This is a genomic window from Kribbella sp. NBC_01245 (assembly GCF_036226525.1).
GTDB lineage: Bacteria > Actinomycetota > Actinomycetes > Propionibacteriales > Kribbellaceae > Kribbella.
Genome location: NZ_CP108487.1, coordinates 3,521,201 through 3,541,811, shown reverse-complemented (window position 1 = coordinate 3,541,811; position 20,611 = coordinate 3,521,201). Strand labels below are relative to the sequence as shown.

The following is a 20,611-nucleotide window of genomic DNA, read 5'->3' as shown; positions in this document are numbered from 1 at the left end:
GCCCCGGGGTCTCCGGTACACGAGCAGGCGCGAGGGCAGGACCGTGCGTCCTCAAGTTCACGGAGACATACCGCGACCACTACCAGCATTTTGGCACCATCACCCCGTGCACCGGCTACCCGCGCGACATCGGCGCCATCAGCCAGCAGGCCGAATCTGAACGACATCGTCAGCCGGAGTCAGCGCCGCCAGGTTGGGCGTCACGCAGCCCATGCGAGCAGCGACTGCGGCAATCGCTTCCGCGAAGCCATCGAAATCACCGGTGATCGTCAGGAACTCGCCGGAGACGTGATCGATCTCGACGGTCAGCACGCGCTCATCGTTTGGTGGAACTTCCAACACATACACGCCCGCGCCCGCGATCTCCGGCCAGGAGAACCCGTGGGTGACCCCGGATTCCGTTGTCCAGATGCCATTTTCGTCGGCTACTACTCGCGCGCTCACGCCCGCACTCTAACGAACGCAAACTACGCGCCTTGCCGGCCGAGCAGTTCATACAGTCGCCTCAACCTTGGGCGACGTACTCCAAGTACCCAGTCGCCCTTCAGAGGCTTCAGCTCGTAGTTTCTCAGGATCCGGCACCGTACCTGATGGGACTGGACACGATGAATAGCTTGCCAGCAGCAAGGACCCGGACGGGTGGCTGTCAGCTAGCGGGAAGCGGCTCCAGTAGTTCGGGGCCGTTGTTCCTGACGCTGCTCACTAGCTTCGACACCGCGTAGATGTCGAGGCTGCCGTCGAGCGGCGGAGCCATCAGCGAGCGGAGCTGGTCGATGTCGTGGTTGCGCGGGTCGAGCCACTCGCCCCAATGCTCCGGGGTGATCGCCACCGGCATCCGGTCGTGGATCCGGCCGACGCTGGCCGACCTATCCCTCGATCTGCACCTCACCCGCCCCGGCATCGATCTCCATACCAAGCAAGAGGCCCTTTCCGCGGACCCGGAGGGCGACACCTGAAGGAGGCAGCGTCACTCGTCTTGTCCCTCGATTCCTCGGCCGCCGAGTGCTGGGCCAAGGGTGAAGAGAGGGCGGGCCACAGAACCGCTGAAGGACCTCGTCAGCTGCGCCGCCGGAGAAGGTTGGCCAGTGAGTCTGGTTCAGAACGTACATGTGTCCTGCATTTCTGCCTGAGTGCAGTTACCGCGCAGGACCCCGCCGAGCCACTCCGTCAGCGGGGGTGTGGACCGAGACATTGAGGGCTAGCGGTTGCTCAGGCCGGGGCTGCTGTCGCGATGTGGCTGAGCACGCATAGCCAGCGGCCATTCCGCTGCACGAATACATCGGTCGTCCATTCGTCGGCGTCGAATTGCCGGCCCAGGTGGTGGGCCGTATTCGTCACCCGTGCCGTATAGACCGCCGTATCGCCGTAAGCTCGAATCCTGGGCTCGCTGACGCGTTGCATGGCCGAGTGGGTCAGCTCTCCAGACTCGACGACCGAGAGGAACTGCTCCTTGGACGAGACACCTGACTCGGAGACGATCACCCACTCGTCGTCCATGAAACTGGCGATCCGCGCAGCGTTGTTGGAGACTATCGCGGTCGCCCACTCTTCGGCGAGGGCGACGAGCTGAGCATGAACCGCGCCTTCCGAGCCCTGCGGGTGTGTACCAGCGGAATCGCTCATTGCACGTGTCGCCGGCGCGTGGAAACTGACCCCCAGGCGGCCGCCGCAAAGGGGTTCATTTTCAGCTGCCGTTGACAGCACGACTCTACCCAGACTACGCATCCGGCGGCGTTTCCCTGCCTACAGAACTCGCTGCAGTCAAGCAGAGATGCAGGACAGGTCTTCGGTTCGTATGCTCGAGGCAGCTTCGAGCCCAGCGATGTCGATGTGGCCATTGACATCGATCGTCATGATAAGGAGTGGCGGTCGCATTTCATCTCCAGCATGTCCTGCGGTCGCGATCCATACGCTGCGCTCCGGATGGCGCTACGCGGGCGAACGCGCTCTATCGAAATTCTCTTCGAGCGGCATACCGGGCACGACGATGTGCCAATGACTATCGTCCGGCGACGAGGTGAAACCCTTGAGACAGCCTTCGAGCGCATCGACGGGATCACGCCGGATCCCAGCGCTGGTCGCGCCGCACGTGACGCGATGCTGCCCGCCTTTGAAGGGCTTGAGCATTGGCTTCCGCGATACGTGCTCCAGGAGTTGATCCAACTCATCGAAGCGCGAATCCTCTTGGTCGACCGGTTAGACCTTCCCATCGGGCAGATCATCGGCGAGCGCGTCGTTGGACCTCATCTTGATCGTCGATGGACATCGGCTAGCAATTTACGACGCGCAGCAGAAGCGTCACTGAGCCATTTGCATGAACGGGGGATCGACCTTCACACGGGCCATCTTCAGGGGGTCGACATCGTTGATGGCGCGACGACCCCCTACTTCGTCGGATTCAATCTCAGGCGTTTCAGTGCGATGCTGTACTGCTTCGAGGAACACGGTGGGGTTGAGTGGCTAGAGGTCGTTCATCCCACCGCGAAACAGCCGCTGGTCGCACTTCGGTGCCGCCCGGCAGATGTCGACAACATGGCGGCAAACCGGCAACGCATCTTCGGAGATCGCTCAACATTCCTTTAGACACCACGTATGGGCTCGGGTTTGTCCACCTTGGCGCGCACGCGATGCTGGCATGGTGGCTGATACCTCTCGGGGCCAAGACGGGTCTAGGAGTGCTACTTACTCCCCGGCACTCACCTTTTTTACTCACCTCAATGGGCGGCAGGTCACGGCAAGTGACGGCACATCAGCATGCCTGTCGTGGCATATCGCGAGGTCAGAAGCGATTTTGAGGAATGCTGAGAACTGATTGAAGGACTTGGCCGGTAACGCGGTAGTTAGGGGTCGAGTCCTCTCGTTGGCTCCTGACCGCTGCCTGTCCCTGCTCCGTCCCTGCTCCGTCCCTGCTCCGTCGGGCGTCGGCAAGCGGTGATCAGAGGTGGCAACTGTTGGAGGGTGAACCGCAGGTCAGGTCGTGGATGAGCTTGTTGTCGCGTTTGATCGCGTGAGCCTCTCCAAGATCCTTGACATCTTCGAAGGCACCCAGCGAATCCAGCAACCAGTCGTCGCCCGCCGCGTCCTCGGCGAGTTCTCTTCAGAGCTGGGATAGCAGGTCAGAAGCCTATCGACAGGCCGTCGGGCAGGCCGAGCGGTCGAAACCATGACACACCTGGCAAGGGTTCAGCGAGCGAAGCGATCGGCGCGCCATGTAGGCCTTCGAAGCATGCTGTCGGCGCGAATGCTGCTAGCCCGACTTGAGAGCGACGGCTAGGCCGTGGCGACGTAGAGGCGCGGCCGCCGCAGCATGGGCGGCGGCACGCAGGATGGCGGTTAGGGGGAATCCGGGTCTTCAAAGGCTTGCTGGATGGCCTCGGTTGCGGCGGGGTTAGGTGCTTGGCGGTCGAAGTACCTGTCTTGGGTCATGGAGACGCGGGAGTGGCCCAGTTGGTCTGCGGCTCCACGGGCTGTCTGACCGCTGTTGTCGAGGGCGGTGGCTACGGCTTTGCGGAAGGCGTGGGAGGTGATCCAGGCGAGACTATCTGCGGGGACGGGCTCGGCGGCTTGGTCGACCTGAGTAAGGAGCGCCTCGGCTGCATCAGTGGTGACTGTGTAGATCTGAACGAGGGTTGTGGCGATAGCCCGGTCCACCTTGGTGCGGCCTGTTTCGATGAGTTGAATCTTGGTCTTCGGCCACTCAAGCTTCTTGGCGGCTTGGTCGCGGGTTAGGCCGGCTTCGCGGCGTGCGGCACGAAGGGCTAGGCCAAGGTCGCGGCGGGTGGTGCTGCCAACGGGGGAGAGCGCTGCTCGCAGGGAGCGGCGGACGTTGGCGGGGTCGCGGTAACCGCCAATGGCATCGGTGAAGATCGGGCCGTCGAGGCGGATGCCAGCGGCGGATCTGGTGCGGAGAGTGGCAACCAGCCAGTTGGGGAGGCCGAGTTGGCGGTCTCCGGCAGCCGACTTGGGTGGTTTACGGAGGAGACCTTCGCCCTTCACGCGGACGACGGTGTGGGTGACGTCGACGGTGCCCGCATCGAGGTCGACCTGGGACCAGTGGACGGCGAGGGCTTCGCCGATGCGTACGCCGGTGCCGAGCATGAAGGTGACCAGGTCGGGGAGATCTGCTCGGACCGCGGCTTTGTCGGATTTGAGCTGCTTGCGGAGGAGCTTGACCTCGTCCGTGCGCAGGGCTCGGGGGAGTTTCTTGGTTGGGTGTTCGATGCGGTCGACTTCGCGGACCGGATTCACCGAGATCGCGCCGTAGCGGACGGCCAGTTGCATCATGCCGGAGATGACCGCTCGGGAGGTTCGGGCGGTCGGGGGGCCAGCCTTCTTCTTGATCGCGGCGATCACTTTGTCGAGGCGCGGGGTGGTGGTCTCCCCGATGCGCAACTCGCCGACAGCGGGTCGCACGTGGTTCTTGATGGCGCGTCGGTAAGTGTCGAGAGAGGTGGGGGAGCGTTGACCGTCGGCGACCTGCTCCTCGAACTTCTCCACCCACAGTTCGAGAAGATGGTCGACCTTATGCAGCGCGGTCAGTTCGCCCGAATGGCCGGTCTTGGCTCGGTCCTTGAGCTTGGTCAACAGGCTGTTCGTGGCCGCGGTCTTGGTTCTGCCGAAGGCGGAGACCAGGCGCACCCGACCGTCGTGGTCGCGGAACTTCGCTTGTGCCCTGTGGCTGAGCGCCTTCCCGTTGTCATCTGTTTTGACGACCTGGGTGCGGACGCTGCCCCAAGTGCCGATCGGAAGAGGTGGCCTCGGCATCTCAAGCCTCCAACCTGTTTGATGGTTGGCTGCTCAACGGCTGGTCTGTCGGCGAGGCGGGGATCGAGATAACAGTGACAATCGACGTGACGTGACACACCGTTACGGTCAGATGAAGATCCCCAGAGCAGGTCCAGCGCTGGCCACCGGTCGTCGAGGACGGCGCAGTCGGATCAGCTGAAACGGAACGCCCGCCATAGGGGTGCGTAAAGGGTGCGCTGGGGACATGAAGAGGCCCAGGACACTCACGTGACCTGGGCTGATGTGCGCCGCCAGGGACTCGAACCCCGAACCCGCTGATTAAGAGTCAGCTGCTCTGCCAATTGAGCTAGCGGCGCGTGTATTTCGTTGTGTTGCTGGTGTTCAACCGGTGTTTCTGGCGAACGTGGAAGATCGTAGCAGGGGTCTGCCGCAAGTACGAAATCGGTTCTTTGGGAGCCGGATCAGGACCTGAGGGAGCTCCGGGCACCCCGATCTGGAGGTGCCCGGAGGGGTTCGGTCAGGGTCGGCGGGTCAGGATGGCCTGGGCGGCGTTGTGGCCGGGGATGCCGCTTACCGCGCCGCCTCGGCGGGCTCCCGAGCCGCAGATGAGGAGGTTGGCCGTGTCGGTTTCGACACCCCAAGGGCCCGCCTCAGCGTTGTCGTCGAGCCAGGGCCATTGGAGGTTGCCGTGGAAGATGTGGCCGCCGGGCATACCGACGGCGGCTTCGATGTCGAGCGGGGTTTTGGCCTCGAGGCAGGGGTTGCCGTTGGCGTCGCGGGCGATGCACGGTTCGAGGGGCTCGTCGAGGTACGACTCGAGGCCGGCCAGCACGCGTCGTACGGCCTCCGCGCGGGTTGATTCGTTGTCGGAGGCAAAGAGGCGGGCCGGGAAATGGACGCCGAAGACGGTGAGCGTGTGATGACCGGACGCGACCAGTGACGGCGAGAGGATCGACGGGTCGGTCAGGGAATGGCAATAGACCTCAGCGGGCGGTACGGCGGGGAGTACGCCCGCGGCGGCCTCGTCGTACGCCGTCTGGAGCTGGGAGTAGTCCTCGTTGATGTGGAACGTCCCCGCGAACGCGCGCGCCGGGTCATCCCCCGAGCGCAGGCGCGGCAGCCGGTTCAGCAAGAGGTTGATCTTGAGTTGCGAGCCTTCGGGCCGGTCAGCGACAGACTCACCGCGCAGGCGGGCAAGGGTGGCCGGGGCGACGTTGGCCAGGACGTACGAGCAGTCGGCCGAGCGTTCGCCGTCGCCGCCGAGCCAGCGCACCGCGCCATTGTTGCCATCGGCATCGATCGAGAGGACTTCGGCGTTTGTCACGAGTACGGCGCCGGCCTGGCGAGCGGCGTTCGCCAGGGCATCGGTCACCGCGCCCATGCCGCCAACGGGCACGCGCCATTCGCCGGTGCCGTTGCCGATCAGGTGGTAGAGGAAGCACCGGTTCTGGATCAGCGACTCGTCGTGCAAGCGGGCGAAAGTCCCGATCACGGCGTCCGTCGCGACCACGCCTCGTACGGTGTCATCACTGAAGCGCGACTCGACGACCTCTCCGAAAGGCCTTTCCACCAAGGCGGACCAGAGTGCCGGATCGACTCGGGAACGCAAAGAGCTTGCCGGGAGCAACGGTTCGAGCAAGGTCGGCGCGACGACCGCGGCGAGCGACGCCACCTCGTCGTAGAAGCGCACCCACGCGTCGTACTCGCGATCGCTCCCGGTCAGCGCGGCGAACGACGAACGCGTGCCCGCCGCCTCCGGGCGCTCGACCAGCAGACCGAGGTCGCGGCCGGAGCGATGGATCGGCGTGTACGACGCGACCGGGCGCGAGCGCAGATCGAGGGACAGGCCGAGGTCTGCCACGATCTTGTCGGGCAGCAGGCTGACCAGGTACGAGTAGCGGGACAGGCGCGCGTCGACGCCGGGGAAGACGCGCTCGCTGACCGCGGCACCACCGGTGTGGTCCTGCTGTTCGAGCACCAGCGTGCTCAGCCCCGCGCCGGCCAGATACGCCGCGGCGACCAGGCCGTTGTGCCCACCGCCAACGATGATGACGTCGTAAAAGCCCTTAGAAACAACAGAATCAGCCATGTCACACCGGCCAATCGAGCTGGTGATAAGCCGCATCCCAGAACATCCACTCGTACCGAGACGTAGTGGCGAAATGCTGGTGACACCGCTCCCGCTCGGCAACCCCCATTTCAAGACGATCCGTAACCGCCAGCACCGACTCGACCACCGCGTCGAACTCAGGAGAGCCGTACGTCGCGATCCACTCCCGATAGACCGGATCCGGCGACGACCGCGTCAGCAGCTCCCGCCCGACATCGCGATAAATCCAGTAGCAAGGCAACACCACGGCCACCGCCTCGGCGTACGTCCCCGTGGCACAAACAGCGGTCAGATACGACATGTACGCCGTAGTAGTCGGACCACTACCAGCCGCGTCCACGTCGGCGGGCGTCAGCCCGAGCTGTGCGAGCAGGCCGGTATGAAGCTCGCGCTCGACCTCAATCGCCTCGGCCGCGTGCCGGGCGAACATGCTGACCGCCTCCTCATCGGTCGCGCGGGCGGCGACGAGGGTGAGGGCGCGGGAGTACGCACGCAGATAGTGACTGTCCTGCACGATGAAGTAACGGAACGCGTCGTGACTCAGCGTGCCGTCGGTCAGTCCGGTGATGAACGGGTGGCGGACGATCTCGTCGTACACCTTCGCGGCGCCGCGGTCCCAGAGTTCAGCGGAAAACGTCATGCCCGGACCTTAACCGAACCGAGACACGCGACAGCTGGCGTCAAGGCGAGTCACGCCTAACCTGATGCCGTGGACACGCCGCTCGACACACCGCTGCTGAGGCAGATCCGCGCGTCCGTGATCGGCGACGACCAGGTGATGCCTGGTCCGTACGGGCCGCGCCGGGTTACCTACGCCGACTACACAGCGTCAGGACGCGCTCTCACCTTCATCGAGGACTTCATCCGCGACGAGGTGCTGCCGAGGTATGCGAACACCCATACCGAATCCAGTGGCACCGGCCTGCAGACGACCCGGCTGCGCGAGGACGCGCGCAAGATCGTGCACGAGGGGGTCGGTGGTGACGACCAGACCGTGGTGATCTTCGCGGGCTCGGGTGCCACCGGCGCGATCGCGAAACTGATCGGCATCCTCGGCCTGCGCATTCCGGCCGCACTCGACGACCAGCATCACTTCACCGCGCTGATCCCGCCCGACCAGCGCCCGGTCGTTTTCATCGGGCCGTACGAGCACCACTCCAACGAGTTGCCCTGGCGTGAGTCCATCGCCGACGTCGTCGTCATTCCGCAAGACCATGACGGCCACATCGACCTGGACCGGCTCGAGCAGGAGCTCACCAAGCACGCCGATCGGCCGCTGAAGATCGGCTCGTTCTCGGCCGCGAGCAACGTGACGGGCATCGTCAGCAACACCGCCCGCGTCTCGGCGATGTTGCACCACCACGACGCGCTCGCGTTCTGGGATTGCGCCGCGGCCGCGCCGTACGTCGACATCGACATGTACGGCGGTTGCGACGCGGACCCCTTGGCGTACAAGGACGCCGTGTTCCTCAGCCCGCACAAGTTCATCGGTGGGCCCGGCACTCCCGGTGTGCTGGTGGTCCGGCGCGAACTGCTGCGCAACCGCGTCCCGGACGTGCCCGGCGGCGGCACCGTGGCGTACGTCAACCCGACCGAGCATCGGTATCTCGACGACCCCGTCCACCGCGAAGAGGGTGGTACGCCCGCGATCGTCGACTCGATCCGCGCGGGTCTGGTCTTCCAGCTGAAGAAGGCCGTCGGGCTCGACGTCATCCGCTCGCACGAGGACCATTACCTGCGCCGGGCGGTCTCCAGTTGGCAAGAGGAGCCGGCGATCGAGATCCTCGGCAACCTCGATTCCGAGCGCCTCTCGATCGTGTCGTTCGTCGTGCGCGCGCCGTCCGGGCGATACCTGCACCACAACTTCGTGGTGGCCCTGCTGAACGACCTGTTCGGCATCCAGTCGCGCGGCGGTTGTTCGTGCGCCGGACCGTACGGGCATTACCTGCTCGGCATCAACCTCGAGCGGTCGCACGAGTTCGCCGAGGAGATCGAGCACGGCTGCGAGGGCATCAAGCCCGGCTGGGTGCGGGTCAACTTCAACTACTTCATCGCCGAGCCGGTTTTCGAGTACGTCGTGGAGGCCGTGCGCCTTGTTGCCCGTGACGGGTGGCGCCTGCTCGGGGACTACCGGTTCGACCCGGCGACCGGGTTGTGGAAGCACCACCGCGGTCCGGTCGAGCCGCCGCTGAGGTTGTCCCAGGTCGGGTACGACGCCGACGGCCAGATGACCTATCCCCATCACGACGACACCGCGCCCGAGTCGGTGCTGGAGGACTACCTCGCGGAGGCGAAGGAGCTGTTCGCCTCGGCGGTCGCGTCGGGCGATGGCGCCGAGGGACTGGTCAACGCCGACTTCGACCACTTGCGCTGGTTCGACCTGCCGTCATCGTGCTTGGCCAAAGGTTTGACGCTGCACCCCTGAATCACCGGCTGTCGTGTGCCGCGGGGGCTTCGTGGATCGCGGTGGCGGCGCGGGTCCCTGATTCGAGGGCGCCCTGGATCCACGCGTGCCACAGCGACGTGTGTTCGCCGGCGAAGTGGACACGTCCCTCGGGTCTCACGATGTCGCTGTGAAGGGCGGTCTCTTGGCCGGGCTCGAACAGGGCGAAGGCTCCGACCGCATAGGGGTCGTTGTACCAGGCGTGCGAGGCGCCGCCCTCGACCTCCCGCAAGATCTCGGGGTGGATCTTCGCCACGTCTTTCAGCGCCAGCGCGATCCGTTCGGCCGGGCCGAGGGCTCCCCACCGGGCGGCGTCCTGGCCCCAGGTGTAGCTCGCCAGCAGGACGCCGCGCTCCTCGTCGGCCGGTGCGTGCGACGGGTAGACGATGCGCCGGATGGGCAGATCGGTGGGGGTGGCGCCGCCGGTGCCGTGGTGCTGCTCCCAGAACCGGTGGCGAACCTGCAGCAGGATCTTCGTCGACGGGTTGTAGTTGAGCGACCGAATGGCCCGGTACTTGCCCTTGGACAGGTGCGGCACGAAGTCCAGGTGACGCAGTACGCCGAAGGGCACCGTGCAGATGCAGTAGTCGCCGGACTCGGCGTACGTCCCGGAGGCTGTCTTGTAGTGGACGGTGACGTGGTCCGCATCCTGATCGACGGCAACGACCTGGGCGCCGAGTCGTACCTGCCGGCGAAGCCTTTGGTAGAAGGCGTTCGGCAGCAGATCCATGCCGCCGGCAATCTCCTGCATGTCCTCGAAGGCGCGGCCGAGGATCTCCCGCAGTTGCTCGACCACCGAGGCGCCCAGGTTGGCCTCGCGGTAGCTCAGTACGCCGAACAGCTCTACGGCGCCTTCCGAGAAGCCCTGCTGTTTCAGGAAATCGCGGATCGAGTACTGGTCGTACAGCCGGCCGAGGATCGTATGTGCTGCCTCACCCTTCTGTTCGTACAGCTCGCGGACCTCGCGGGTCGCCTCGGCCCAGAGCTCGGCGTAGGTCCGGCCGCGCTCGTGCGAGGCGAGTTCGAACGGGATCAGCGACGGGTCGTGGTCGAGTTGCGCCAGCGTCATCCTGCGGCCGGCGAGATAGACCGGGGCCATGGGGTTGTCCATCACGAACGGCCGGAGCTGCAGCCCGAACAAGTGGCAGTACTCCAGGGTGAGCTGATGGACCCGCGGGATCCGCATCGCGCCCGCCTCGGCGTACAGACCGGGTGCGAAGCTGCGCAGGGTGTAGATCCGGCCACCCACCCGGTTCTGGGCCTCGAGGATCACCGGCTCGTGGCCTTGCCGGGCCAGTTCGAACCCGGCGACCAGGCCGGCCATTCCCGCGCCGATGATGACCACTCGCTTGCGCGGGCCGGGGCGCGGTCCGAGGCCGGCGGGCACCGTTCGCAGCACCGTCGCGGGTATCGGCGGTGCCTGTGCCGGGGACGGCATGCCCGGCAGGGAGCCGATCGTCGCATCCCCCATGGTCCTGATGATCGGCCTGTGTGCGACCGATCGCAATGACGAACCAGCCGACTGCCGCAGGTCGTCGTACGATCCAAGGGAGGAGTTGCTGTGACGGGGATCGGGCGGTCAGCGACGACGCGCGGCGCGAGCGCCGCGTGGATACGCGTCGCCGTCTGGGCGTTGCACTTGGTGATTCCCCTGGTGGCCTTGTGGTTGCTGGTCAGCCAACCGCGGTTCGACGTCCACTGGGAGCACCACGGAGCCCACTTCGGCCTCGTGCTGGTGACCGCCGTTGTCAACGTCGTTCTCGCCGTGCTGATCAGCCGGGCCGCGGCTCGCCGAGACGACGCACGGCTGTTCCTGGTCTCGATCGCCTTCGTGATCAGCGCGGGATTCCTCGGTCTGCACGCGCTGGCGACGCCGCAGGTGATCCTGTCGGGTCCGAATGCCGGGTTCGTGTTCGCCACCCCGGTGGGGCTGGCCCTGGCCTCGGTTCTCGCGGCCGCGTCCTCGCTCGAGCTCGGTCAGACCGGCGCCGCGCGGGTACGGCGGCTCAGGACACCGCTGCGAGTGGTGGTGTTGGTCCTTCTCGCCGCCTGGGGAGTCCTGTCGCTCGCCGGCCTGCCCCCGCTCGACCGGGCGATTCCACCGCAGGACACGGCTGGGCCGCTGCGGTACGCCGCCTTCGGTGCCACGGCGCTGTATCTGTACGCCGCGCTGCGGTACTTCGGTCTTCATCGCCGCCGTCCCGCGGTGATGCTGATCAGCATCACGACCGCCTTCGTGCTGCTCGCCGAGGCGATGATCTCGGTGGCGTACGGGCGGAACTGGCAGGCGTCGTGGTGGGAGTGGCATCTGCTGATGACCGCGGCCTTCGCGTTCGTTGCCTATAGCGCCTATGTCCAGTACGTCCGGGAAGGATCGCCGGCCGGGCTGTTCCACGGCGTCGCCCTGGACCGCACGATCGAGCAGATCCGGCAGGACCACGCCGCGGCGCTCGAGGAGATGGCGACCGCGATGCAGCGCCAGGCCGAGGGCCAAGTTGGTGAGCCGGTGTCGCGGGTGGCGACTCGGTTGGCGGCTCGGTTCAACCTCACCGAACGGCAACTGGAGGTGCTCGAACGCGGCGCCGGCGCGCTCGGCTCGGAACGGACCCAACGCCAGCGCCTCGGTGGACTGGTCAGGATCGGCCGCGATGCCCGCGTCATCCGCGACGAGGCCGAGTTGCTGACTCGCGCCATGGACATCGTGGCCGACGCGTTCGCCCCCGATCGGCTCACGCTCGCCCTCGTCGGCCGCGACCTGAGCCCCGCCGGCGCTGCTGATGCCGACCGCGACGAGGCGCTGAGGTCTCTGGAGCCGGTCGAAAGCCCGGACGGTCACCGCTACCTGGTGCCGCTGGACGTGAAAGGCCATGCCGCCGGGGTGCTGGAGGCGAAGCGGACGTACGCCGCCTTCGGTGAGGTCGATCGCTCCTTGCTCCGCTCACTCGGCAGCCAGCTGTCGATCGTGCTCGAGAACGCGCGGCTCTACCACCAGCTCGACGGGCTGTTCCGCTCGTACATGTCACCCGACGTGGCCACCGCGCTGCTGGCGGATCCGAGCCAGGCCGGCCTGGGCGGTTCGATCGCCGAGGTGAGCGTGCTGATGGCAGACCTGCGCGGATTCACCCCGTTCGCCGAGCGGACCGCTCCCGACCAGGTCGTAACCATGCTCAACGCGTACTTCGGTGCCGCGGTGCCGGTCATTCTCGAGCAGGGCGGCACGATCGTGCAGTTCGTCGGCGACGAGGTGATGGCGGTCTTCAACGCCCCGGTCCGGCAGGCCGACCACGCCGCCCGCGCGGCCCGCGCGGGGCTGCGGCTCCAGCAGGCGACCGCGCAGGTGGCGGCCGGGCGGGACTGGCCGCCGTTCCGGGTCGGAGTCAACAGCGGACCGGCCCTGGTCGGCAACATCGGCAGCGCCGAGATGCGCAACTTCACCGCGATCGGGGATACGACGAACCTGGCCGCCCGCCTGCAAGCCCTGGCCGAGCCCGGCGAAGTCGTGATCGGGCCGATAACGCGGGAGCTGCTCGGCGATCGTGCCGACCTGCGCCCGCTCGGCCTGGTCCCGGTGAAAGGAAAGAGCGAGCCGGTCGCTGCCTTTGTCCTCGAGACGTTGCGGGGGTGACCTGATGGCTGACTGGCCACTGCTCGCATCGCTCACTCCGGAAGCCCGCCGTCAGCTGCTCGCGAGCGGCAGACACCGCCGGTTCGCACGCCGCGAGGTGATCTTCCATGAGGGCGATCCGGGCGACTCCCTTCATCTGGTCAAGCGCGGTCACGTCGCCATCCGCATCACCACTCCGCTAGGTGAGGTGGCCACACTCACCATCGTCGGTCCCGGCGAGGGGTTCGGTGAGCTGGCGCTGCTCGACGACGCGGCTACTCGTTCCGCGACCGCCGTCGCGCTGGAGCGGACCGAGACCTGGACGCTGAACCGGGCCCAGTTCACTCGGCTCCGCGCCGAGGGGGCTGCCATTGACCAGGTCCTGATCGACCTGCTCGCCGACTATGTACGCCGGCTGTCCGAGCATCTCGTCGAGGCGCTCTACTTGCCCGCGGACAAACGAGTGGCTCGCCGCCTCCTCGACCTGGCCGGTACCTACGCCGACGAGCCCGAGATCCCGCTCACCCAGGAGGATCTCGCCAACCTGGCAGGCACCTCGCGGGCTACCGTCAACCGGGTGCTGGGTGAGTTCGAACGCGACGGGGTGCTGGTCGTGGCTCGCGGCCGGATCACTGTGCTCGACGCGTCGGGCCTGGCCAAGACCGCCCGCTGACATGGCGAAACCCCTCTCCGCGACGGCGGAGAGGGGTTTCGGCAGCTCAGCTCACGCGGGTGACGCGCAGGTTGAGGTAGTAGATGCCACCCCCGCCCTCCAGGTAGCGGGGGGTGATGGTCGACTGACCCTTGAGCGGAGCCTTGGCGGCCAGGTCGGCCGGCGAGAACGCGAAGGTGTCGGTCTTCATCAGGTCGTCTTCGAGGTACTCCATTGCCCACTTGACGCCTTCAGCGACGTACGGGATCGCCTTGGTCACCCACGGCGGTGCACCGGCCGCCGTGGCGATATAGCCGGCGTAGCGGAAGTACTCCGCGGCCTTGGCCTGGTTCGCGGTCATGTCGCCCTGGTCCTTCTCCCACAACTGCACGGACATTCCGACGCCGTTGGGCGCGTAGTCGCCCACGCCGCAGGTGCGCCACAGGCAGCCCTCGGTCGAGGCGAAGGCGTGGGTCTCACCGGTGTCGACGCCGGAGAAGACCTTGGTCTGGGTCGTCCTGGCGGTGCCGGAGGTACCGACCGAGCTGAAGTTCCAGAACGGTTCGTCCGAGCCCTGGTTGAAGCTGCTCTCGTCGGCCGCCCGGAACGTCTCGGCCTTGATCGTGTACTTGGGTGCGGTCGAGCACGGGTTCGTCGCCTGACCGACCAGCCACGTCGTGTTGTTGCTCTCCAACCGCTCGGTCACCACGTTGCCCGAGTCAACGGTCAGCTTCAACTGGACGAAACAGCCGGTGCGGGGGATCCGGAACGAGTCCGTCCGGGATCCGTGGTACGCGATGCTGCCCATCGACCTGGTGGCGACCAGCGTGGTGCCGTCCACGTGGAAGGTGTTGGTGAACGGCGCGGTGTAGGTGTTCCCGAAGTTATGCACGGTCACGTCGACCTGCCACTCCGTGCTTCCGTACGGCGTCACCTTGGCGCTGCCGCCGGCCAGGTCCAGGTAAGTCCCGGCCGGATCTTCGTCGCTGGGCGGCGGTGGCGGGCCGCCGTCGAAGGCCGACGCGGGCAGTGCGGCGCCGACCAGTCCGGCCAGGCCGAGCACGCCGGCTGCGAAAGCTCGGAAGAGTCGGGTGTTCTTGGTGGTGTTCATCGGGTCCTCCTCGGTGGGAAAAGCGGATGACTCGATGGTGGAACGGCAGCAGCGTGGCGTCGTTGACGTCGGTGACGAACGAACTGTCAAAGTGCTGACACTTCGGCCCGGGGGTTAGCCGCAGGAACGGGGACTAGCCGCAGGTGGCGCCGCAGCGGCGGTAGCTGCCTTTGGCGTTGCGCGTCCACGCGTCGCCGTTCACGATCAGCCGTCGATCGCCGAGCGGCTCGCGGGCGGTGGCTGCGATGGTCTTCGAGATGACCTCGCAGCGACGACGCAGACTCGAAACCCGCGTCTCCACGGCTACCTCGGTCGACGTCTCGTCGATGATGCGCGCGTGCAGCCCGCGCGCACAGCCGGGTGATCCGACCGGCAGGGCCACGACCATGACGAGCGCGCGCGGGTTCTTCTTCCCGGCCCGCACGCCAACGATCGTCGCGCGCTTCTCCACCCAGCCGGTCGTCGGCGAAGGCGTGACCGAGGTGACGACCGGCTGCTCAGCGACAGGCTGTGGATCGGGGGAGGGGGAGCCGCCGAAGACCTGCGCCAGGACGAAGACGCTGAAGGACAGGAGGCCGATCAGAGTGGTGACGACGATGGCACCGGCGTACGCGACGCGGATGTCACGACCTGCCATGCTCAAGCCCCTCCGGCCGGCCCGGCGACGAACGGCGGGCACCTGAACGACGAACGGCCCCGCCCCGAGGGCGAAGCCGTTCGTCTCCTGCATGGGGTGAGTGACGGGACTCGAACCCGCGGCCACCTGGACCACAACCAAGTGCTCTACCAGCTGAGCTACACCCACCATGTCGTCGCTCTCGCGGCGGCTGGGTAATCATAGCGGCGGTTGTCAGAGGGACGAAATCGGGCCCGAAACCAGGCTGGCCGCGGCCCGCGCGGTGTCGCTGTCGGGCCCGGGCTGGGGCACGAAAACGGTCTGCCGGTAGTACCGCAGCTCCGAGATGCTCTCGGTGATGTCGGCCAGCGCGCGGTGGTTGCCGTTCTTGGCCGGCGTCGCGTAGTAGACCCTCGGGTACCAGCGGCGGACGAGTTCCTTGATCGAGGAGACGTCCACGTTGCGGTAGTGCAGGTGCGCCTCGACCCGCGGCATGTCCCGGACCAGGAAGGTGCGGTCGGTGCCGACGGAGTTGCCGGCCAGCGCGGCCTTGCGCGGTTCGGGCACGTAGCCGGAGATGAAGTCGAGCACCTGCTGCTCGGCGTCCGCCAGCGTGATGCCGTTGGGCAGTTCCTCGAGCAGGCCGGAGCCGGTGTGCATGTCGCGGACGAAATCGCCCATCTGCGCAAGGGCTTCCGGGGGTGGCGCGATCACCAGATCGATGCCGTCACCCAGCACGTTCAGTTCATAGTCCGTGACAAGTACGGCAACCTCGATCAGGGCGTCGGCCACTAAGTCGAGGCCGGTCATTTCACAGTCGATCCACACCAGCCGGTCGTTCATGATCACCCACCTTACGGGCGCCGCCGGGCCAGCCGACGGCGGCTGGCCGAAAGGTGCTTGCGGGCGCCTCCCGGACCTGCTGTCCTTGGGTCGACAGCAGAGGGAGGCGGGATGGCTGCGCAGCGTCGCCGGACTACGGGACGGGCGGTGCCACAGGAGGTGCCGGGGGGCACGGTGGAGCGCCCGCGCCTGCTCGCGCTGCTCGACGAAGGAGCGGGCCGCCGGCTCACCGCGGTCGTCGCCGACGCGGGGTTCGGCAAGTCGACGTTGCTCGCGTCGTGGGCGGCGGAGCGTTCGTGCGCGTGGTTCACCGTTCGCTCCGATGACGGGTCGCTCGCGGCGATGGTGACGGGCCTGGTCGAGGCCTTACGGCTCAAGGTGCCGGGGATCTCGGCCGTGCTGACCGCCGAACTGCAGGGCGCGCGCGGTCCCGATGCGGACGCCGAGCAGCAGACCCGCGCCCTGGCGTACGCCGCTGTCCTGGCCGACGCCCTCGAGGAACACCTCACCGGTGACCTGGTGCTGGTCATCGACGACCTGCAGGAGATCGCGCCCGGCGATCCGGCCTCGCGGTTGATCGAGGCCCTCGTCCGGGTGGCCCCGGCCAACCTGCACCTCGTGCTCGCCTCGCGTACGCCGCTGCCATTCGGGATCGACCGGCTTCGGGGCCGAGGGCAAGTGCTCGAGATCGACGGGCCGACGCTCGCGTTCACCGGGCCCGAGACCTGGGCCGTGGCCGAGGCGGTGCTCGGTGACGGCGGTGAGGCGCTAACGGGAAGGTTGCACGCCGCGGTCCGTGGCTGGCCTGCCGCCGTACGGCTTGCGGTGGAGGCGTTGCGGACGACGCCCGCCGAGCAGCGCCAGGACCGGTTGACCCGGGCGCTCCGGCCGGATGGCCCGGTGTACGACTTCCTGGCCGAGGAGATCTTCGCGGCAGAGCCCGAGCGGGTACGGCGGCTGGTGGCGCGCGTGGCGGAGTTGCCGCGATTCGGGCCCGAGCTCTGTCAGGCGATCGGGCTCGAGGGCGCGAGCGACATACTGGAGGAACTGCATACACGAGGTCTACTCGTCACGGCAGGCGACAGCTATCAGCTCAACCCGTTGGTGCGGGAGTTCGCCCGGGCCCGGATCCCGTTGGCGCCGGATGAGCTGGCGAGCCTGATGCGGCAGGCCGGTGCATGGTTCGAGCAGGCGGGCGAATTGCCGGATGCGCTGGCCTGCCTCTTGCCGGTCGACCATTCGCGGGCGGCGAAGCTGATCCGGGACCGGGGTCAGGCCATGATCACGCAGGGCCGCCCCGAGAGCGTCGTGCGGGCCATCGAGGAGCTGCCGCCCGACCTGCGCGACGCCGCGATCGACCAACTGGAAGGCGAAGCGCGCCAAGTCCTCGGCGATTGGGCCGGCGCCGAGCGTTGTTTCGACCGGATCATCCCGGCCACCGGTTCGATCGACGCGGGCGTGGCCTGGCGGCTAGGGCAGATCCACCACTTGCGCGGTCGGACGGACCTGGCCGTCGCGACGTACAGCCGGGGCCGGATCGATGGGCAGCACCTCGCGGACGAAGGGATGTTGCAGGCCTGGTGGGCGGGGGCGCACTGGGTCCGCGGTGAGTTCGAGGAGTGCCGGCGACTTGCCGCGGCCGGGCATGACGCCGCACGCCGGGCAGGGGATCCGCGCGCGCTCGCGGCCGCTCACACCGTGCTGGCGATGCTGGCCGCGAGCGACAGCGATCCGCGCGGCAACGCCAGCAATTACCTGCGGGCGCTCGACTATGCCGAACAGGCCGGCGATCTGCTGCAGGTCATCCGGATCCGGGTGAACCGGGGTTCGCATCACAACGGCGAGGGCAACTACGCCCTGGCCATCGCGGAGCTCGATATCGCCCTGGAGTTGTCCGCCCGGGCCGGATTCGCCATCTACCGCGGTCTGGCCCTCAACAACCGGGGTGAGGCCCTGCTGCGGCTCGGACGACTGGACGAGGCCATTGGCGAGCTCGAGGCATCCCGTGAGGTCTTCCAGCGGCTGGACTCGAAGCGGGCGGCACAGCCACTAGCTGGGCTTGGTGAGGTCTACCGCGAGCGGGGAGACCTAGCAACGGCCCGGGCCTGCTACGAAGAGGCCATAACGATGGTGGGCGACGCCAAGGACTTGCAGGCGCTAGTGCCCGCGCTGTCCGGGTTGGCCCGCGTGCTGGCGGAGGAAGAGCCTGATCGCGCTGTGGAGCTCGCACAGTTGGCTAGGCGTGCAGTGTCGTTCGGGCCCGTCCTTGGGCAGTCTGGCGCGCTGGTGGCACTTGGCTGGGTTGCCTTGCACAGTGGGGATCCCGTAGGAGCGACTGATGCCGCCGACGAGGCTGCAGCCCTCTGCAGGCGGCGACGCGATCGGTGCGGTCTGGCGGACGCTCTAGAACTTCTAGCGGCGGCTAACCAGGGCGACGTACATGAGGTGCTGAACATTCGTCGGGAGATCGGGGACCCGCTGGGGGAGGCCCGGGCGGAGCTGATGCTCGCACGTCGCTCTAGCGGGTCTGAGGCGCGTGAGCTGGCTCTTCGCGCTCGTGAGCGGTTCCTGGCTGCAGGGGCGACTAGGCATGCTGCAGAGGCCCTTGCGGTCAGCGAGCAGACAGGGCCGCCCGCTGTTCGTATTGAGTGTCTTGGCGGCTTCCGAGTACTGCGCGACGGCAAGGCCGTGCAGTTGAACGAGTGGCCGTCCAAGAAGGCCCGAGACCTCCTGAAGATCCTTGTAACCAAGCGGTGCCGTCCGACGGCGCGTGCGCAGTTGCTGGACCTGCTCTGGCCGGACGAGGACGAGAGTGTCGCGTCGCCGCGGTTGTCCGTCGCCCTGTCGACTGTGCGGTCTGTGCTCGACCCGGAGAAGAAGTACCCGGCCGATCAGTACGTCGGAGCAGACCGAGCAACTGCCTGGCTCGACGGTGACCAGATCGCAGTGGACGTCGAGGCCTTCCTACGCGACGCCCGGGCCGGTCTCGACACCGCCGACGCGGGCCGTAGTACCCGCCTGCTGCGAGCAGCCGAGGCGTCGTACAGCGGTGACTTCCTGGAGGAGGACCTGTACGCCGACTGGGCCGCGGGTCTGCGCGAGGAGGCTCGGGCGCTCTACGTCCGGGTGGCGCGGCAGTTGGCGGCTAGAGCGACCGCTGGGTACGACCACGACGCTGCGGCGGGTTACCTGCTCCGCGTTCTCCAGCGCGACCAGTACGACGAACGGGCCCACCTGGCGCTGGTGACCTCCCTAGTCGCCTCAGGCGCCCACGGCGAAGCACGCCGGGCCTACCGCACCTACAGCCTCCGCATGGGCGAGCTAGACGTAGAGCCCGCCCCCTTCCCCAGTGCCGCGGAGACCGGTTTTAAAACTGGCTGAAGCCTCGCTGGTTGGGTGGTGACGGTTAACCACCTGGGGAGGTAAGGATGAAGCTTTTCAGAGCCGTTGCCGCTGTGCTGGCACTAGGCGTGGCACTCACTGGTCTGGGGCCGGCCGCGGCCGCGCCACAGGCGAAGATCACTACCGCCGTGAGTCTGGCGGCACCGTCGTCCGGGGTCTACGGCACGACGATCAAGCTGAGTGGCAGGTTGTGGCGCTACGGCACGACGACGGGCGTGAACTACGCGACGGTCCAGTTGCAGCGCACTGCGCATAACAAGGCTGCTTGGGCGACGTACAAGACGGCGAAGACCAACGCCGACGGGACTTTCGCGTTCTCCGTGGTGCAGTCCGGCGCGTACGACTACCGCGCGTACTTCACCGGGTCGCCCGTCTACACCGGCGCACTGAGCCCGGTGCGGTATCCGGTCACCACGCAGAAGGTCATTTTCGACACCATCAAAACCACCAACTACGAGAACGGCGGGATGCAGGCCACGGGCCGGGTCTTCCCGACGCCGCCGACAGGCACGACCGTGTACCTGCAGCACTGGCTGGCATCGAAGTGGCAGACGGTCGGTAGCGGACGGACGTCCTCCAACGCCGTCACGATCAAGCTGACCCGGCCTGCGTCATACCTGTCGTACCGGCTGGTCGTAGCTACTCGTTACCCGTATGGCGCGGGTATCTCGGCGACGAAGGGATTCGCGCACTACCAGTGGCGGCCCTCGTTCGGCCGGCCGATCATCAAGACGACCGGCGACGGCAGCCACACCTTCAACGGCCCGTTCATCATGAACGTCAATCTGCCGCCGCACTCGAGTGAGTACTGGGTGCACGTCAACACCAGCCGCTGCAGGCTGGTCGAAGGCGGCTTGATCGCGTCTACGTCCAACCCAACGAACATCTACGTCATCCTCGCCACTGGTCGGTACCTCTTCAGTGCGGACCTGCTGCCGGGGACGAACGTGCCGTACTCCGCGGACCTCATCGCTCAGGAGAACGAGATGACGATCAGGTTCTCCGCGCAGCTCGGCGGCGACTACCGGGTGGAAGTCCGGATGCGGAGTCTCTGCTCGATCTAGTAGCCGCTTTAAGACTGGCT

General features: G+C 67.0%; 18 protein-coding genes and 2 tRNA genes. 8 read left to right on the top strand and 12 right to left on the bottom strand.

The annotated features are described in order from the left end of the window. Window positions 1-138 precede the first annotated feature (138 nt). Window positions 139-444 (bottom strand): hypothetical protein, encoded by a 306-nt coding sequence (locus OG394_RS15565; protein WP_328996067.1) that lies wholly within the window; start codon window positions 442-444, stop codon window positions 139-141. Between the two features lie 202 nt (window positions 445-646). Beyond that, window positions 647-829, bottom strand: a complete 183-nt coding sequence (locus OG394_RS15560) for a hypothetical protein (RefSeq protein ID WP_328996066.1) — start codon at window positions 827-829, stop codon at window positions 647-649. On the opposite strand from OG394_RS15560, the gene OG394_RS15555 reads away from it, so the two are divergent. Then, entirely contained in the window at window positions 819-956 is a 138-nt protein-coding gene (locus OG394_RS15555) for a hypothetical protein (RefSeq protein ID WP_328996065.1), read from the top strand. The two genes, OG394_RS15560 and OG394_RS15555, sit on opposite strands and share 11 nt — an antisense overlap. Before the next feature lie 253 nt (window positions 957-1,209). On the opposite strand, the gene OG394_RS15550 is transcribed toward OG394_RS15555, so the two are convergent. Next, window positions 1,210-1,704 carry a nuclear transport factor 2 family protein gene (locus OG394_RS15550; protein WP_328996064.1) on the bottom strand — a complete coding sequence of 165 codons (495 nt, stop codon included), beginning with the start codon at window positions 1,702-1,704 and terminating at the stop codon, window positions 1,210-1,212. A gap of 126 nt (window positions 1,705-1,830) precedes the next feature. On the opposite strand from OG394_RS15550, the gene OG394_RS15545 reads away from it, so the two are divergent. After that, window positions 1,831-2,583 (top strand): hypothetical protein, encoded by a 753-nt coding sequence (locus OG394_RS15545; protein WP_328996063.1) that lies wholly within the window; start codon window positions 1,831-1,833, stop codon window positions 2,581-2,583. A gap of 394 nt (window positions 2,584-2,977) precedes the next feature. After that, the gene (locus tag OG394_RS15540) at window positions 2,978-3,112 is read left to right on the top strand and encodes a hypothetical protein (protein ID WP_328996062.1); all 135 of its coding nucleotides are present in this window, start codon (window positions 2,978-2,980) and stop codon (window positions 3,110-3,112) included. A 221-nt stretch (window positions 3,113-3,333) separates the two neighbouring features. Here OG394_RS15540 and OG394_RS15535 read toward each other — a convergent pair whose 3' ends face one another. From OG394_RS15535 to tenA, 4 genes are all read right to left on the bottom strand, one after another. Continuing rightward, the gene (locus tag OG394_RS15535) at window positions 3,334-4,764 is read right to left on the bottom strand and encodes a tyrosine-type recombinase/integrase (protein WP_328996061.1); all 1,431 of its coding nucleotides are present in this window, start codon (window positions 4,762-4,764) and stop codon (window positions 3,334-3,336) included. A gap of 265 nt (window positions 4,765-5,029) precedes the next feature. Continuing rightward, window positions 5,030-5,102, bottom strand: a tRNA-Lys gene (locus OG394_RS15530). A 161-nt stretch (window positions 5,103-5,263) separates the two neighbouring features. Further along, the gene (locus OG394_RS15525; protein ID WP_328996060.1) at window positions 5,264-6,835 is read right to left on the bottom strand and encodes a phytoene desaturase family protein; all 1,572 of its coding nucleotides are present in this window, start codon (window positions 6,833-6,835) and stop codon (window positions 5,264-5,266) included. A 1-nt stretch (window position 6,836) separates the two neighbouring features. Continuing rightward, window positions 6,837-7,496 (bottom strand): thiaminase II, encoded by a 660-nt coding sequence (gene tenA / locus OG394_RS15520; protein ID WP_328996059.1) that lies wholly within the window; start codon window positions 7,494-7,496, stop codon window positions 6,837-6,839. Between the two features lie 69 nt (window positions 7,497-7,565). Between tenA and OG394_RS15515 the strand changes: the two genes are divergently transcribed. Beyond that, window positions 7,566-9,281 carry an aminotransferase class V-fold PLP-dependent enzyme gene (locus OG394_RS15515; RefSeq protein WP_328996058.1) on the top strand — a complete coding sequence of 572 codons (1,716 nt, stop codon included), beginning with the start codon at window positions 7,566-7,568 and terminating at the stop codon, window positions 9,279-9,281. A gap of 1 nt (window position 9,282) precedes the next feature. Here the strand turns inward: OG394_RS15515 and OG394_RS15510 are convergent, their stop codons facing one another. Then, window positions 9,283-10,770, bottom strand: coding sequence for a flavin monoamine oxidase family protein (locus OG394_RS15510; protein ID WP_328996057.1), 1,488 nt, complete (start codon window positions 10,768-10,770; stop codon window positions 9,283-9,285). Between the two features lie 90 nt (window positions 10,771-10,860). Between OG394_RS15510 and OG394_RS15505 the strand changes: the two genes are divergently transcribed. Together OG394_RS15505 and OG394_RS15500 are read left to right on the top strand one after the other, a co-directional pair. Continuing rightward, window positions 10,861-12,924, top strand: a complete 2,064-nt coding sequence (locus OG394_RS15505; protein WP_328996056.1) for an adenylate/guanylate cyclase domain-containing protein — start codon at window positions 10,861-10,863, stop codon at window positions 12,922-12,924. 4 nt (window positions 12,925-12,928) lie between these two features. Beyond that, a complete protein-coding gene (locus tag OG394_RS15500; protein WP_328996055.1) occupies window positions 12,929-13,576 on the top strand; it encodes a Crp/Fnr family transcriptional regulator in 648 nt (215 codons plus the stop codon). A gap of 46 nt (window positions 13,577-13,622) precedes the next feature. Here OG394_RS15500 and OG394_RS15495 read toward each other — a convergent pair whose 3' ends face one another. The 4 genes from OG394_RS15495 to orn form a co-directional block, all read right to left on the bottom strand. Beyond that, window positions 13,623-14,666 carry a CARDB domain-containing protein gene (locus OG394_RS15495; protein ID WP_328996054.1) on the bottom strand — a complete coding sequence of 348 codons (1,044 nt, stop codon included), beginning with the start codon at window positions 14,664-14,666 and terminating at the stop codon, window positions 13,623-13,625. A gap of 133 nt (window positions 14,667-14,799) precedes the next feature. Beyond that, window positions 14,800-15,303, bottom strand: coding sequence for a hypothetical protein (locus tag OG394_RS15490; RefSeq protein ID WP_328996053.1), 504 nt, complete (start codon window positions 15,301-15,303; stop codon window positions 14,800-14,802). Between the two features lie 92 nt (window positions 15,304-15,395). Next, window positions 15,396-15,471, bottom strand: a tRNA-His gene (locus OG394_RS15485). 45 nt (window positions 15,472-15,516) lie between these two features. Then, window positions 15,517-16,125 (bottom strand): oligoribonuclease, encoded by a 609-nt coding sequence (gene orn, locus OG394_RS15480; RefSeq protein WP_328996052.1) that lies wholly within the window; start codon window positions 16,123-16,125, stop codon window positions 15,517-15,519. Between the two features lie 111 nt (window positions 16,126-16,236). On the opposite strand from orn, the gene OG394_RS15475 reads away from it, so the two are divergent. Together OG394_RS15475 and OG394_RS15470 are read left to right on the top strand one after the other, a co-directional pair. Further along, window positions 16,237-19,506 (top strand): tetratricopeptide repeat protein, encoded by a 3,270-nt coding sequence (locus OG394_RS15475; protein WP_328996051.1) that lies wholly within the window; start codon window positions 16,237-16,239, stop codon window positions 19,504-19,506. A gap of 47 nt (window positions 19,507-19,553) precedes the next feature. Further along, the gene (locus OG394_RS15470; protein ID WP_328996050.1) at window positions 19,554-20,591 is read left to right on the top strand and encodes a hypothetical protein; all 1,038 of its coding nucleotides are present in this window, start codon (window positions 19,554-19,556) and stop codon (window positions 20,589-20,591) included. Window positions 20,592-20,611 lie beyond the last annotated feature (20 nt).

Excerpts from the sequence above, each read along its gene's own strand:
- tenA (WP_328996059.1), bottom strand. The coding sequence starts at position 7,496 with ATGACGTTTTCCGCTGAACTCTGGGACCGCGGCGCCGCGAAGGTGTAC.
- OG394_RS15490 (WP_328996053.1), bottom strand. The coding sequence starts at position 15,303 with ATGGCAGGTCGTGACATCCGCGTCGCGTACGCCGGTGCCATCGTCGTC.
- OG394_RS15525 (WP_328996060.1), bottom strand. The coding sequence starts at position 6,835 with ATGGCTGATTCTGTTGTTTCTAAGGGCTTTTACGACGTCATCATCGTT.
- orn (WP_328996052.1), bottom strand. The coding sequence starts at position 16,125 with ATGAACGACCGGCTGGTGTGGATCGACTGTGAAATGACCGGCCTCGAC.
- OG394_RS15500 (WP_328996055.1), top strand. The coding sequence starts at position 12,929 with ATGGCTGACTGGCCACTGCTCGCATCGCTCACTCCGGAAGCCCGCCGT.
- OG394_RS15475 (WP_328996051.1), top strand. The coding sequence starts at position 16,237 with ATGGCTGCGCAGCGTCGCCGGACTACGGGACGGGCGGTGCCACAGGAG.
- OG394_RS15495 (WP_328996054.1), bottom strand. The coding sequence starts at position 14,666 with ATGAACACCACCAAGAACACCCGACTCTTCCGAGCTTTCGCAGCCGGC.
- OG394_RS15470 (WP_328996050.1), top strand. The coding sequence starts at position 19,554 with ATGAAGCTTTTCAGAGCCGTTGCCGCTGTGCTGGCACTAGGCGTGGCA.
- OG394_RS15535 (WP_328996061.1), bottom strand. The coding sequence starts at position 4,764 with ATGCCGAGGCCACCTCTTCCGATCGGCACTTGGGGCAGCGTCCGCACC.
- OG394_RS15510 (WP_328996057.1), bottom strand. The coding sequence starts at position 10,770 with ATGGGGGATGCGACGATCGGCTCCCTGCCGGGCATGCCGTCCCCGGCA.